This window comes from Enemella evansiae (genome assembly GCF_004362375.1).
GTDB lineage: Bacteria > Actinomycetota > Actinomycetes > Propionibacteriales > Propionibacteriaceae > Enemella > Enemella evansiae.
The window spans coordinates 1275000-1287910 of the sequence record NZ_SNXA01000008.1; the positions used below are offsets into that span (position 1 = coordinate 1275000).

A 12911-nucleotide genomic window follows, 5' to 3' on the forward strand; every position below is an offset into this window, starting at 1 on the left:
GGTACGCCCCAGCCGCGCGGCATTTCCGCAGCGGGCCCGGGCGCCGGCTCAGTTGAAGAGGACCCCGGGGTTGCTCAGCTCGCCATCCATCCAGGTCATCAGGTGCAGGTGGCAGCCGGTCGACAGGCCGGTGGTGCCGGCGTAACCGATGATCTGGCCCTTGGTGACCCGCTGCCCCACGCTCACGGTGTAGGAGTTCGCGTGGTTGTAGCCGGTGGTGACGAACTTGCCGCCGACCTTGCCGTGGTCGATCATCAGCCGGTTGCCGTAGGCGGAGTTGAAGTACTTCTCGGTGACCACACCATCGGCCGGGGCCCGCAGCGGGGCGTTGCACTGGGCGGCGAAGTCGGTGCCGTCGTGCAGCTTGTAGATCTTGGTGATCGGGTGCAGTCGCATCCCGAACGCCGAGGTGATCGTGGTGTCGGTCGGGTAGATGAATCCGCTGCCGGCGGTCTGCGCGGTGGCGTTCTGCACCGGGGCCGCGGCGGCACCGGCCTTGGGCGCGGCTGCGGCCTTCGGGGCCGACTTCGCCTGGGCGGCCGCGGCGTCGGCGCGTGCCTTCGCGGCGGCGGCATCGGCACGGGCCTTGGCGGCAGCGGCCTCGCGGGCCTTGCGGGCCTCCTCCGCCCTGCGCGCCTCCTCGGCCTTCTGCTGCGCGATCCGCTCGGCGATCCGCTGCTCGACCTGGGCCCGCTCGGCGTTCAGGCCCTCGAGCTGCTGCTGGTCGGCGGCGAGCTGGTTGCGGGCCGCGGTCTCGGCCTCGCCGTTGCTGGTGACCAGCGCGGCCACGGCCTGCTCCTGCTGCCGCGCGGTGGACTCCAGCTGGGTGATCTGGCTCAGGTTGGCCGCGGCAGCGGCCCGCTCCTGCGCCATCTGCTTCTCGATGCCGTCCTGCTTGTCCTTGGCGGCGGTGAGCTGGGTCTGGATCTCCTTGAGCTTGTCCATCTCGGCCTGGGTCGAGTCGAACACCGTTGTCGACCACTGCACCCGGTTGGAGACGTCACCGGTGTCCTCGCCGGAGACCAGCATCCCGATGCCGACCAGGCCGGTGCGCTGCTGGTACTGGGTCCGCGCCACCTGGCCGACCTCGACCTGCTGGGCGTCGACGTTGCGCTGCCCCTCGGCCACCGCGGCCTTGGCCTTCTCCAGCTCGTCCTGGGCCTGGGAGAGCCGCTTGGCGGAGTCCTCATCGGCCTTCTTGGCCGCGCCGAGCTGGCGCTGGGTGTCGGCGAGCTGGTTGCGGGCATCGGTCAGCTGCTGCTGGGACTGGACCAGGCGGGCGGTGGCGTCGCTCAGTGCCCGGCTCGATTCACTGACCTGGCCGCTGGTGCTGGTGATCTGCTGGTTGACCCGGTCGCGCTGATCGTTCAAGGGGTCATCGGCGTACGCGGTGGGCAGCAGCGTGCTGAACCCGAGGGCCGCGACCGCCAGGGCGCTGATGCCGAGGCGTACGCCGCGAGCGCACGCGCTCCGCGATCGGCGGGCGGTGGTGGTGCCGCGGTCGACGGGTCCGCCATCGAAGGCGGGGGGAAGATCCCGTGTCACTGCTGGTCCCCAATCGGTTGTGGGCGTACCGCCCGGTCAGGTCAAACTCTCAGGTACCGCCGGGTGGCGATGAGCGTGGGAATTATGGACAGCAGAATTCCCACTATGGCAACCCCTGCCATCGCCAGACCCGCTTGTGGCCAGCCAATCCAGGGTGAAGCCTCGATCAAGACTTCAGCTTTTCTGATGATGATGAAGTAAACGCCTGCGGCCAATGTTGCGCAAGCAAGACCCGCTCCGATGATGCCCGCGATCAGCGATTCGAGCAGGAACGGGAGCATGATGTAGAGGTTGCTGGCACCGACCAGCCGCATGATCCCTATCTCGCGTCTGCGGGCGAAGGCGGCCATCCGGATCGTGTTGCCGATCTGCAGGGCCGCCGCCAGCAGCAACAGCCCGGAGGCGATGATCGTCCCCCACTGCAGCAGCCCGAGCCACTGGAACAACCGGTCGAGCACCTTGTGCAGGTCCTGCACCGCCTGCACCCCCGGCAGCCCGGCGACCGCCGACACCACGCCCTGGTACTGCTCGGGGTTCTTCAGCTTGACCCGGAAGGACTCCTGCATCTGGTCGACGGTCAGCGAGTCCTGGATCGGGCTGCCCTCATAGGCCTTGCGGAACTCCTCGAAGGCCATCGGCTTGGACTCGAAGAAGACCTCGGCGACCTCGGGATTGGCCTGCAGCGTCTGCTGGATCTGGTCCTTCTGGGGCTGGGTCACCTCCTGGCCGGGGTCGCAGTTGTCGCCGCGGGTGTCCTTGGTGCAGAGGAAGACCGAGATCTCGATCTTGTCGTACCAGCGGCCCTTCATCAGGTCGACCTGCTGATTGGCCAGCAGCCCGGCCCCGAACAGCGACAGGGAGACCCACATGGTGACGATCACCGCGATCGTCATCGTCAGGTTGCGGCGGAGCCCGGACCAGGTCTCGGCGAAGGTGTGGCGCATCTCAGCTTTCCTCTTGGTGGCTCACGGCGTGCGGGGTGGTGTCGGTCCTGGTGCTCACTGGTAGCCGTACACCCCCTTGCTCTGGTCCCGGACGACCTCGCCGTCGTCGAGCTCGATCACCCGCTTGCGCATCTGGTCGACGATCGTCGAGTCGTGGGTGGCCATCACCACGGTGGTGTCGGAGCGGTTGATCCGGTCCAGCAGCTTCATGATCCCCACGCTGGTGTTGGGGTCGAGGTTGCCGGTCGGCTCGTCGGCGATCAGGATCTTGGGCCGGTTCACGAACGCCCGGGCGATCGCCACCCGCTGCTGCTCGCCGCCGGAGAGCTCCTCGGGCAGCCGGTCGCCCTTGTTGCCCAGTCCGACCAGTTCCAGGGTCTCGGGGACCGCGCGGCGGATCGCGCCGCTGGACTTCCCGATCACCTGGAGCGCGAAGGCGACGTTCTCGTTGACGGTCTTGCCCGGCAGCAGCCGGAAGTCCTGGAAGACGGTGCCGATCTGGCGGCGCAGCTTGGGGATCTTCCAGCTCGGCAGCCGGGAGAGGTCCTTGCCGGCGACCCAGATCCGGCCGGAACTGGGTCGGTACTCACGCAGGATCAGCCGCATGAACGTCGACTTTCCGGACCCCGAGGCGCCGACGAGGAAGACGAACTCGCCCTTGTCGATCTCGACATCGACATTCTTCAGGGCGGCGCGCCGCTGGCCCTCGTAGGTCTTGGAGACGTTCTCGAATCGGATCACGGCATCTGCTCCGGCCGCGGTCGACTACATGCACTTTCGGGCATGCCCCGCAACGGGCTGCGCAGGGGAACGGCCGCCAGCGAGTCTAGGATCCGACAAAGATTTTCTTGGGATCTTCAGGCGCGTGGCGCCTGTGAATCAGGCCTCCCCGCGGGACCTACGCGTTCGCCTCGGCCTCGGTCTCGGTGCGCTTGCGCCAGCGGATGCCGGCGTCGATGAAGGGGTCGATCTCCCCGTCGAAGACCGCGTCGGTGTTGCCGGTCTCCTGCTCGGTACGCAGGTCCTTCACCATCTGGTAGGGGTGCAGCACATACGAACGCATCTGCGCACCCCAGGAGCCGGCGCCGTCGGACTTCAGCGCGTTGAGCTCGGCCTCCCGCTCCTCGCGGGCCTTCTCCAGCAACCGGGACTGCAGCACCCGCATCGCGGCGACCTTGTTCTGCAGCTGGGACTTCTCGTTCTGGCAGGAGACCACCACCCCGGTCGGCAGGTGGGTGATCCGGACCGCGGAGTCGGTGGTGTTCACCGACTGTCCGCCCGGACCGGAGGAGCGGAACACGTCGATCCGCAGGTCGGCCTCGGGGATGTCGATGTGGTCGGCCTCCTCGGTCACCGGCAGCACGTCGACGCCGGCGAAGGAGGTCTGCCGGCGGCCCTGGTTGTCGAACGGGGAGATCCGGACCAGCCGGTGGGTGCCCTGTTCGACCGACAGCGTGCCGTAGGCGAACGGCGCCTTGACGGTGAAGGTGGCCGACTTGATGCCGGCCTCCTCGGCGTAGGAGATGTCGTAGACCTCGGTCGGGTAACCGTGCCGCTCCGCCCAGCGCAGATACATCCGCAGCAACCGCTCGGCGAAGTCGGAGGCGTCCACCCCGCCGGCCTCGGCGCGGATGGTGACCACGGCCTCGCGTTCGTCGTATTCCCCCGACAGCAGGGTGCGCACCTCGAGCGCCTCGATGTCCTTGGTGAGCTTGCCGAGCTCGCGCTCGGCCTCGGCGAGCGAATCGGCGTCGTTCTCCTCGGTGCCGAGTTCGACGAGTACGCCGAGGTCGTCGAGTCGGGAGCGCAGGGCCTTGACCCGGTTCAGCTCGTTCTGCAGGTGGGACAACCGCGAGGTGACCCGCTGGGCGTTCTCCTGGTCGTCCCACAGGTCGGGCGCGGCGACCTGCTGCTCCAGATCGGCGATCTCCTCGGCCTTGGAATCGGGGTCGACGACCTTCTCGATCGAGCTCAGCGAGTGATCGAGGGTCGCCAGGGAGGATGCGAAGTCAACTGCCACAGCGCACAAGCCTACCGCTGCTCGCTGACGAGCATGGCGAGCGCGCCGCCGGGGCGGCCCTCGAAGACGTGTGGCGCGTCCCCGCGATAGCTGATGAAGTCCCCCGGTCCGAGCAGCACCGGGTCATCGGCCGGGCCGATCAGCGCCGATCCGCTGCAGAGCAGCAGGTGCTCGACGGTGCCCTGCGGGTGCGGGTCGGATTCCCGGCGAGCCCCCTCGGCCACCTCCAACCGGTAGAGGTCGCAGCGGCTGTCCGGGGCGGCGGTGGCCAACAGGGTCGCCAGATAGCCGCCAGCTCCGGAGGCGTACGCCTGCCCCTCGCCGGCGCGGACCACCGTGACCCGGCTGGCCGCCGGTTCGACCAACCGCGCGAACGGGATGCCGAGCGCGGTCGCCAGCGCCCAGAGGGTCTCCACGCTCGGATTGCCGCTGCCGGCCTCGAGCTGGGACAGCGTGGACTTGGCCACGTTGGCGCGCCGGCCGAGTTCGCTGATCGACCAGCCGGCCCGGGCTCGCTCCCGCTGCAGGTTGGTGGCCACCGCGCGGACCGCATCCGACATGTTCACTCCATCGATCGATCGTTCTTCTTGACGAACATCTCGTTCGTTGTTCAGACTGTAGAACAATCGTCCGCCAGAGAGAACACCGAGAGAAGTGACCATGGCCGAGTTGCCCCTTCGCCGGGCCCCCGGCTTCCGGGCCGGTTCGTCGATCGCGGTGGCGGTCGGCGTCTATGGCGCCTCCTTCGGCGCCCTATCGGTGGCCGCCGGGCTGAACCTGTGGCAGACCCAGGCGCTCAGCCTGCTGATGTTCACCGGCGGGTCGCAGTTCGCCTTCATCGGCGTGCTGGCCGGTGGCGGCTCCGGGCTCTCCGCACTCGGTGCGGCCAGCCTGCTGGGCATCCGCAACGGGGTCTACGGCATGCAGATCAATGCCGCGCTCGCCCCGCGGGGCTGGTGGCGGCCGCTCGCCGCCCACTTGACCATCGACGAGTCCACCGCGACCGCGCTGGGCCAGCAGGGGCGTACCGAGCAGGCGCGCGGCTTCTGGACCGCCGGGATCGGGGTGTTCCTGCTCTGGAACGCCTTCACCCTGGTGGGCGCGCTGGCCGGCAACGCGATGGGCGACCCGAAACAGTGGGGCCTGGACGGTGCCGCGGTGGCCGCCTTCGTCGGGCTGCTCTGGCCGCGGTTGAAGGGTGGCGAACCGGTGGCGGTGGCGGTGCTCTGCGCGATCGTCACCGCGGTCTGCGTACCGTTCCTGCCTGCCGGGGTACCGATCCTGGTCGCCGCCGCGGTCGCCGGACTGGTCGGCTGGTTCGGGGGTCGCTCGCGATGACGATGTGGTTGTGGGTGCTGGGTGCCAGCGCGATCGCCTTCGCGATCAAGGGATCCGGTTACCTCATCCCGGCCGAGCGGTTGGAATCGCCGCTGCTCACCCGGGTCGCCGGGGTGATGACGATCGGGCTGCTCGCCTCCCTGGTCACCATGAACACCTTCGCCGACGGCCAGCAGCTCCGCCTGGACGCCCGGGTCGCGGCCCTGGTGGTGGCGGTCATCGCCTTCGCACTGCGGGCGCCCTATCTGCTGGTGGTGATCCTGGGCGCGGCGGCCGCTGCTGGCGTACGCCTGCTGGGTTGGGGTTAACCGTCGACCGGGTGCACCGAGGTGGTGCCGAACCGGCGCAGCACCAGGGAGACCGTCTCCGCGGCGAGGGTCGCCGGAAGCACTCGCGGCCCCTGGAGGAATGCGCTGCTGATCAGCGGTCCGGTGAGGATCTCGCAGACCCATTCCCCGTCACAGTCCCGGTCGAGTTCGCCGCGTTCGATCGCCCGGGCCACGGCCTGCAGCACCCCCTCGCGACGCGGCCTGACGAAGCCTTCGTTCCAGACCTTCCGGGCCTGCTCGTCACCTCGGATGTCATCGAGCAGACCGGGCAACGCCGCCTGGAACACCGGATCGTTGTACAGCTGCAGCTGGGCCCGCTGAAGGGCCAGCAGCTCGGCCTCGATGCTGCCGGCATCAGGGACGGGAGTCAGCCCGTAACGGGCGACGAGGGCGTGCACCACGAGCAAGGCCTTGCTGGCGGACCGCCGATACAACGATGGCCGGGACACTCCCGCCACGCTGGCGACCTGGCCGTAACTCAGTTCCCGGTACCCGGCACGCTGGACGACGGTTCGGACGGCTTCGTTGATCGCCTCGTCCACCTCGGGCCGTCTGGGGCGCGCCATCGGCCTACCCGAGACCGCTGAATGCGCGCGCCAGGCCCTGACTGTCCTCGTGCATCTCATAACGCGTGATGAACCCCTGGCGCACGGTGAAGACGATGACGAACGCGCCCGCGTACCGGCCGCCACCTCGGTGAAAGGTGTAGGCGAACTCGCCTCGGACGAACCCCTGGTCGCCAGTGGCAGCGACAGGCCCGAGCCGCAGATATTCGGCCACGGCCTCCCGGGAGAGCAGTGCATAGAACGACCGGATCGCATCGCGTCCGCGATGTTCACCCGCCCACGGCAGCAGGTCCGGATCACCGGGGATCACCCAGACGGCGTCCGGCGCGCACAACTCGAGAGCACTGTCGAGATCGCCACCGGTCAGCGCTGCGAAGAACGAGGTGATGACATCTGGAACCGGGGTCATACCGTTATGTTACATGCTGTAACACAACTGGTCACGTCAGCGGCCGAGCACTTTCCGGGTCTGCTCGACATCGGCGCTGATCTGCTTGATCAACTCCGGAATCCCCTCGAACTTCACATTGCCGCGCAGCCGCTGCACGAAATCGACGCGCACCGGGACGCCATAGAGCTCCAGGTCGTCGCGGTCCAGCACGTACGCCTCGACCACGGTCTCCGGCACATCGTCGAAGGTGGGATTGGTACCGACCGAGATGGCGGCCGGCCACGACGGTGCGTCCGGCACGTCGGTACGCCGCAGCCAGCCGGCGTACACCCCATCGGCAGGGGCCGCAAAACCCTTCGGTACCGGAAGATTCGCGGTCGGGAAGCCCAGTTCGCGGCCGCGCTGATGACCGACCACGACCTCCCCGCTGAAACCGAACGGACGGCCCAGGTGCTGCGCGGCGGTCGCGACATCACCCTCGGCGAGCAGCCGGCGCACCTCGGTGGAACTGGTGGTGTGGTGCTCGGTGTCCAGCAGCTCGAGCACGCTCACCTCGAAGCCGCCCTCGACCGGGTCCCGGCCGATCTCGGCCAGGGTGTCCACGGTGCCGGCGGCCCTGTGCCCGAAGCGGAAGTTGCGACCGACGACCACCCGCACCGGATGCAGCGGCATCAGCTTCTGCCGCACGAACTCCTCCGGGGAGGTGGACATCAGCTCGTCGCTGAACCGGATCACCTCGACCTGGTCGGCGCCGGCCTCGCGCAGCATCGAGATCCGGTGGGAGAGGTCGCACAGCAGCAGCGGTTCCTGACCGGGCCGGACCACCGACATCGGGTGCGGCCAGAAGGTGACCGCGATCAGCCGCGCCCCCGGCTCCAGTCGCCGGGCGGCCTGCAGCACCGCCCGATGCCCCTGGTGGACACCGTCGAAGTTGCCGATGACGACGACGCTCGCCTCGTCCTCCACGTCCGATCCTCACTGCCGCACTGATGCTCCGGGTCGATGCTAGCGACCCGCTCGGCACCGTACGCCCCCGCGACGCAGGTCGCCCCGGTGTCCGCGCAGGACCCCGGGGCGACCGTGGTGTGGGTCGGGGCGGTTCAGACGCCGGTCTTCGCCAGACCGCCGGAGCTGGCCTTCGAGCCGGTGCTGGTGCTCGAGCTCCTGGTCGGCTTGGCGGTGCTGGACTTCGTCGGGCTCTTCGTCGGCTTGGCGGTGCTCTCACCACCGGGGCCGAAATCGGCCGTCTCGCAGGCGACCCCGTCCCGGTCGCGGTCCAGCCGCGGTGCGTAGTCGGGGTCACCGACGGGGATGTCGCGGCGCATGGTGTCGCTGCAGCTCTTCGGCGGTGCGGCCTGGGCGACGGTGGTGGGGATCAGCAGGCCGGAGCCGATCAGCGCGGCCGCGGCGAAGGCGGCGATGGTGCGGTTCTTCATGGGGTGCTCCTCGGGGTCGGGGCACCCCACAGGGGGCGGGGGTGCCGATCTCACGCTAAGTCGCGGTTAAGGAGCTGTCCGGCGTTTCGGAAAACTGACCGCTGGTGAGATTCCGGGTGCTCAGCTGAAGACGGCCTCGGCCTTCGCGTCGGGACCGTCCGGGGCATACAGCGCCAGGAAGCGGCCCTGGTGCAGCATCGCGGTCAGCGCGGTCAGCTCTACCCCGGAAAGCCGTTGTCCGTAGGAGATCGCGCGCGCCGTGGGCTCGTCGACCGCCAGCGTCGGGAAACACTCGGCGGCCACCTCGTCGATACCGATCAGGGTGAGGTGTTCGGTCTCGTTGTCGACCAGCTGGGCCCCGTCGAGGCCGAACGGCCCGACCCGGGTCCGGCGCAGCACCGTCAGGTGCCCACCGCAGCCCAGCGCGGCCCCCAGATCCCGGGCCAGGGCCCGGATGTAGGTGCCCGAGGAGCAGCGCACCCGGACCCGCAGGTCGAGCACCGGCGTACCCTCGACCTCGGCGGGATCGCTGCCCAGCAAGGAGAATTCGAAGACCGTCACCGGCCGCGCCTTCAGCTCGACCTGTTCCCCGGCGCGCACCCGGGCGTACGAACGTTTCCCGTCGATCTTGATCGCCGACACCTGGGTCGGCACCTGCAGGATGTCGCCACGGAACGGCTGCATCGCCTGGTCCAGCAGGGATTCATCGAGTACGCCGCAGCCGCGCCGTTCGATCGTCCCACCCTCGGCGTCGTCGGTGATCGTCGATTCCCCGAGCCGGATCGTCGCGGTGTACTCCTTCTCGGTCAGCATCAGATGGCCGAGCAACCGGGTCGCCCGGTTCACCCCGACCAGCAGCACCCCGGTGGCCATCGGGTCCAGGGTGCCGGCGTGGCCGACCTTGCGGGTACCGAGCAGCCGCCGGCAGCGTCCGACGATCTGGTGCGAGGTCCAGCCCTGGGGCTTGTCGACGACGACCAGGCCGGATTCGGTGCTGTCGGTCACCGCTGATCGTCGGCGTCGTCCACCTCACCGGCCTCGTCGTCGGGATGGCGGTAGGGGTCGGACTCCCCCGCGTACTGGGCGCCGGCGGCCCGCTGGGCCAGCTCGGCGTCATGGTCGCGGGTGCTGGCCAGCAGCTCCTCGATGTGCCGCGCGTTCTCCGGCATCGCATCGGGCACGAAGGTCAGCGAGGGCGCGAACCGCAGCCCGAGCTGCTTGCCGATGGTGGAGCGGATCAGACCCTTGGCCGAATCCAGCGCGACCTGCGACGACGCCAGGTCGGCCTGCTCCCCGAGCACGGTGTAGAAGATCGTCGCTTCCCGCGAATCACCGGTGAGCCGGACATCGGTCACCGTGACGAAACCCAGGCGCGGATCCTTGATCCGCCGCTCCAACATCTGCGCGGTGATCACCTTGATCTGATCGGCAAGCTTCTGCACGCGGGGGTTGCTCATAACGCCCCATCATTCCAGATCCGCGGACGGTTCCGGACCCGTCGGCGGACCCGGTTAGATTCGGTTCCGTGCGCACCCCCGGACTGCTCTGGATCGCCGCCCCGCTCTGGTATGTGCTGTGCGAGGCGATTGCCGCCTCCGCCTTCCCCGGTTACAGCTACGCCACCTTCTACATCAGCGACCTGGGGGTGCCCGAGATCGGGGACTTCCAGGGCCGGTCGCTGGACTCACCGCTCCACGCGGTGATGAACGCCGGCTTCCTCGGGACCGGACTGCTGTTCTTCCTGGGCCTCGCCCTGCTGACGCGTACGCTGCCCCGCGGCCTCGCCACCGGTGCCCTGGTGGTGCTGGGTGCGGTGCACACCGTCGGCATCAGTCTGGTGGGCCTGGTACCGGGATCGATGGCGAACCTCGCCAACGGCCTCATCCGGTTCCACGCGATCGGCGCCATCGCCGCGATCGCCGGCGGCAACCTGGCGGCGATCGTCTCGGCGCGGCCGCTGCGGCGGCTGGGTCGGTGGCGGTTCGTCGGCCCGATCCTGGGTGGCCTGGGTCTCGTCTGCGGCGTACTGCTGAGCCTGCACGTCGGCTTCCCCGACGGGGTGTGGGAGCGGGGTGCGGTGTATCCCTTCATGGCGTGGCAGCTCCTCACCGGCATCGCCCTGTGGCGGCTGGAATCGGCAACCAGCCCGGTGGACGGCCCGGAGATCGCTACGCTGCGGTCATGACCGACCCCGACCTGGCGGTGCGTACCGCCGATGAACGCGCCAGCCTGATCGGTTTCGTGGAGGACCAGCGGCTGCAGATCGAACGGCTCGCCGGTGACCTGAGCGAGGACGAGGCGCGCGCCTCGCTGGTGCCGTCGCTGACCACCGTGCTCGGGCTGCTGAAGCACGCCACCTTCGTGGAGAAGGTCTGGTTCGAGACCCGGATCGAGGGGCGTACCCGCGCCGAGGCCGGGTTGCCGGAGTCGGTCGACGAGTCATTCACCCTCTCCGACGCCGACACCCTGGCCGGTGCGCTCGCCGACTTCCGCACCGCCTGCGAGCGGTCCCGCCGGATCCTCGCCGAGGTCGACCTGGATGACACCGTGTCGGCCCGGATGGGTGAGGTCAGCGTCCGCTGGATCCTGCTGCATCTGATCCGCGAGTACGCCCGCCACGCCGGCCATGCCGACATCCTCCGCGAACAACTCCGCGCCCGCCGCTGACCCTGCGGGAGCACCCGCCGAGCGATCCACGTTTGATGCCCACCCGGGATCAAAGAAATTGCTGATGCCCACCCGGGGTCAAGGAAATCTTTGATGCCCACCCGGGATCAAGGAAATCTTTGATGCCGCTGGGGCATCAAGGAAATCTTTGATGCCTCCCAGGTATCAAACCCCTACCGATTTGCAGGGACCCCTGAGAAGAGACCAGCGCGGCATCCGGGGTGCCCTGAGGATCACTCCCGGCATCCCCTGGGTCACCCCTGAACACGCCTGAGGGCACTGGAAACCGACCCCGGGGACCGGGCATCGTTGAGGCATCACCTACAACGAAAGGCAACTCATGAGCACCCTCGCCCGTCCTCGCCAAAACCGGATGATCGCCGGCGTCTGCGCCGGACTGGGCCGCCGGTTCGGCATCAGCGCCAACACCGTCCGGCTGATCTTCGTGCTGAGCTGCCTGTTGCCCGGCCCGCAGTTCATCATCTACCTCGCGCTCTGGATCATCCTCCCCAACGACTGATCCCTCCCCGACCGCCGGTCGATCCCCGAGCGCCGGCGAGTCGAAGCCAGCGGTCCCGCGTACCCCCAGGGTGCGCGGGACCGCTGCGTCCGGCCCTTCCCGAACCCACCGCGGGGTGGTTGAGTGAGGTATGACCACTCGACGCACCCTCCTCATCCTGCTGGTCACGCTGGTCGCCCTGTTCGCGCCCACCCTGGCCCCCGCCACCGCCACACCGGCCCGGGCGAATCCCGCCCCGCGGGGTGCCGAACTCATCTCCGTCACCCCGGTCGCCGACCGACAGGTCGACCTGACCGTCCGCTCCGCCGCCCTCGGTGGCCGAGTGGTGAAGGTACGCCTGCTCACCCCGGACGGCTGGAATCCGACCGACCGCGCACAGCACTGGCCGACGCTGTGGCTGCTGCACGGCTGCTGCGGTGACTACACGAGCTGGACCAGGGCCACCGATGTGGAGAACCTCCCCGAGCTCCGCAACGTGCTGGGGGTGATGCCGGAGGCCGGCTGGAACGGCTGGTACTCCAACTGGTGGAACCAGGGCAGCAACACCGGCGATGACTGGGAAACCTTCCACACCGTCGAACTGCGCCGACTCCTGGAGAAGCAGTTCGGCGCCTCCGCCAACCGCACCGTCACCGGACTCTCGATGGGTGGCCAGGGTGCGTTGCTCTACGCCACCCGCAACCCCGGCATGTTCCGCGCCGCCGCGGCGTACTCCGGATCGGTGCATCCCCTGCTGTCCAAGGAATCCACGGATCGACTGATGGGGTTCTTCGCCCACGACGGCAACGACCCGACCGATGTCTGGGGTGATCCGGTCGCGCAGCGCGAGATCTGGGAGGCGCACGACCCGTACTACATTCCGCAGCACCTGAGGTCGATCCCGGTCTATCTCTCGGTCGGCAACGGCCAACCGGGCCCCTACGACCGGCCGGGCAGCTACGACGCCCTGGAGGCCGACTTCGCCCAGCAGAACGAGGCCCTGGCGGCCCGGCTCCGCGACCTCGGCGCGAAGAACCTCACCACCAACTTCTACGGCCCGGGCCAGCACAAGTGGGCGTACTGGGAGCGGGAACTGCGCGCCTCGCTGCCGATACTGCTGGACGCGATGAACGTCCGCTGAACGCAGCGATCCCGCGTACCCCAACCGGGATACGC

The 12911-nt window shown here is 68.9% G+C and carries 17 protein-coding genes; 6 read left to right on the forward strand and 11 right to left on the reverse strand.

The features are described 5' to 3' along the window. Window positions 1–48 precede the first annotated feature (48 nt). From C8D81_RS06625 to C8D81_RS06645, 5 genes are all read right to left on the reverse strand, one after another. A complete protein-coding gene (locus C8D81_RS06625; protein WP_133625739.1) occupies window positions 49–1545 on the reverse strand; it encodes a M23 family metallopeptidase in 1497 nt (498 codons plus the stop codon). Between the two features lie 41 nt (window positions 1546–1586). Continuing rightward, window positions 1587–2489 carry a permease-like cell division protein FtsX gene (gene ftsX, locus C8D81_RS06630; RefSeq protein WP_094355514.1) on the reverse strand — a complete coding sequence of 301 codons (903 nt, stop codon included), beginning with the start codon at window positions 2487–2489 and terminating at the stop codon, window positions 1587–1589. Window positions 2490–2543: 54 nt separating this feature from the next. Further along, window positions 2544–3230, reverse strand: coding sequence for a cell division ATP-binding protein FtsE (gene ftsE, locus C8D81_RS06635; RefSeq protein ID WP_094355515.1), 687 nt, complete (start codon window positions 3228–3230; stop codon window positions 2544–2546). Window positions 3231–3387: 157 nt separating this feature from the next. Next, on the reverse strand, window positions 3388–4509 hold the full coding sequence (gene prfB, locus C8D81_RS06640) for a peptide chain release factor 2 (RefSeq protein ID WP_094355516.1): 1122 nt from the start codon (window positions 4507–4509) through the stop codon (window positions 3388–3390). 11 nt (window positions 4510–4520) lie between these two features. Beyond that, window positions 4521–5069 carry a helix-turn-helix domain-containing protein gene (locus C8D81_RS06645; RefSeq protein ID WP_094460131.1) on the reverse strand — a complete coding sequence of 183 codons (549 nt, stop codon included), beginning with the start codon at window positions 5067–5069 and terminating at the stop codon, window positions 4521–4523. A 100-nt stretch (window positions 5070–5169) separates the two neighbouring features. Between C8D81_RS06645 and C8D81_RS06650 the strand changes: the two genes are divergently transcribed. Both C8D81_RS06650 and C8D81_RS06655 read left to right on the forward strand, forming a co-directional pair. Continuing rightward, window positions 5170–5847: an AzlC family ABC transporter permease gene (locus C8D81_RS06650; RefSeq protein ID WP_133625740.1), complete on the forward strand. Its 678-nt coding sequence runs from the start codon at window positions 5170–5172 to the stop codon at window positions 5845–5847. Then, complete coding sequence (locus tag C8D81_RS06655) at window positions 5844–6155, forward strand: AzlD domain-containing protein (protein WP_133625741.1); 312 nt, start codon at window positions 5844–5846, stop codon at window positions 6153–6155. Before C8D81_RS06650 ends, C8D81_RS06655 begins: the two co-directional genes overlap by 4 nt. On the opposite strand, the gene C8D81_RS06660 is transcribed toward C8D81_RS06655, so the two are convergent. From C8D81_RS06660 to rbfA, 6 genes are all read right to left on the reverse strand, one after another. After that, window positions 6152–6742: a TetR-like C-terminal domain-containing protein gene (locus C8D81_RS06660; RefSeq protein ID WP_166646699.1), complete on the reverse strand. Its 591-nt coding sequence runs from the start codon at window positions 6740–6742 to the stop codon at window positions 6152–6154. The two genes, C8D81_RS06655 and C8D81_RS06660, sit on opposite strands and share 4 nt — an antisense overlap. 4 nt (window positions 6743–6746) lie before the next feature. Beyond that, complete coding sequence (locus C8D81_RS06665) at window positions 6747–7151, reverse strand: nuclear transport factor 2 family protein (RefSeq protein ID WP_133625743.1); 405 nt, start codon at window positions 7149–7151, stop codon at window positions 6747–6749. Between the two features lie 36 nt (window positions 7152–7187). Next, window positions 7188–8099: a bifunctional riboflavin kinase/FAD synthetase gene (locus C8D81_RS06670; protein WP_133625744.1), complete on the reverse strand. Its 912-nt coding sequence runs from the start codon at window positions 8097–8099 to the stop codon at window positions 7188–7190. 134 nt (window positions 8100–8233) lie between these two features. Continuing rightward, window positions 8234–8569, reverse strand: coding sequence for an excalibur calcium-binding domain-containing protein (locus tag C8D81_RS06675; RefSeq protein ID WP_094403735.1), 336 nt, complete (start codon window positions 8567–8569; stop codon window positions 8234–8236). 120 nt (window positions 8570–8689) lie between these two features. Beyond that, complete coding sequence (gene truB, locus C8D81_RS06680) at window positions 8690–9574, reverse strand: tRNA pseudouridine(55) synthase TruB (RefSeq protein WP_133625745.1); 885 nt, start codon at window positions 9572–9574, stop codon at window positions 8690–8692. Then, the gene (rbfA, locus tag C8D81_RS06685) at window positions 9571–10026 is read right to left on the reverse strand and encodes a 30S ribosome-binding factor RbfA (protein ID WP_133625746.1); all 456 of its coding nucleotides are present in this window, start codon (window positions 10024–10026) and stop codon (window positions 9571–9573) included. The genes truB and rbfA overlap by 4 nt, the downstream gene beginning before the upstream one ends. A gap of 68 nt (window positions 10027–10094) precedes the next feature. Here rbfA and C8D81_RS06690 point away from each other — a divergent pair, with 68 nt between their 5' ends. From C8D81_RS06690 to C8D81_RS06705, 4 genes are all read left to right on the forward strand, one after another. Continuing rightward, window positions 10095–10754, forward strand: a complete 660-nt coding sequence (locus C8D81_RS06690; protein WP_133625747.1) for a DUF998 domain-containing protein — start codon at window positions 10095–10097, stop codon at window positions 10752–10754. Further along, window positions 10751–11236 (forward strand): DinB family protein, encoded by a 486-nt coding sequence (locus tag C8D81_RS06695; protein WP_094355525.1) that lies wholly within the window; start codon window positions 10751–10753, stop codon window positions 11234–11236. The genes C8D81_RS06690 and C8D81_RS06695 overlap by 4 nt, the downstream gene beginning before the upstream one ends. A 340-nt stretch (window positions 11237–11576) precedes the next feature. Beyond that, window positions 11577–11756: a PspC domain-containing protein gene (locus C8D81_RS06700; RefSeq protein WP_094355526.1), complete on the forward strand. Its 180-nt coding sequence runs from the start codon at window positions 11577–11579 to the stop codon at window positions 11754–11756. Between the two features lie 130 nt (window positions 11757–11886). Next, window positions 11887–12876, forward strand: coding sequence for an alpha/beta hydrolase (locus C8D81_RS06705; protein WP_133625748.1), 990 nt, complete (start codon window positions 11887–11889; stop codon window positions 12874–12876). Window positions 12877–12911 lie beyond the last annotated feature (35 nt).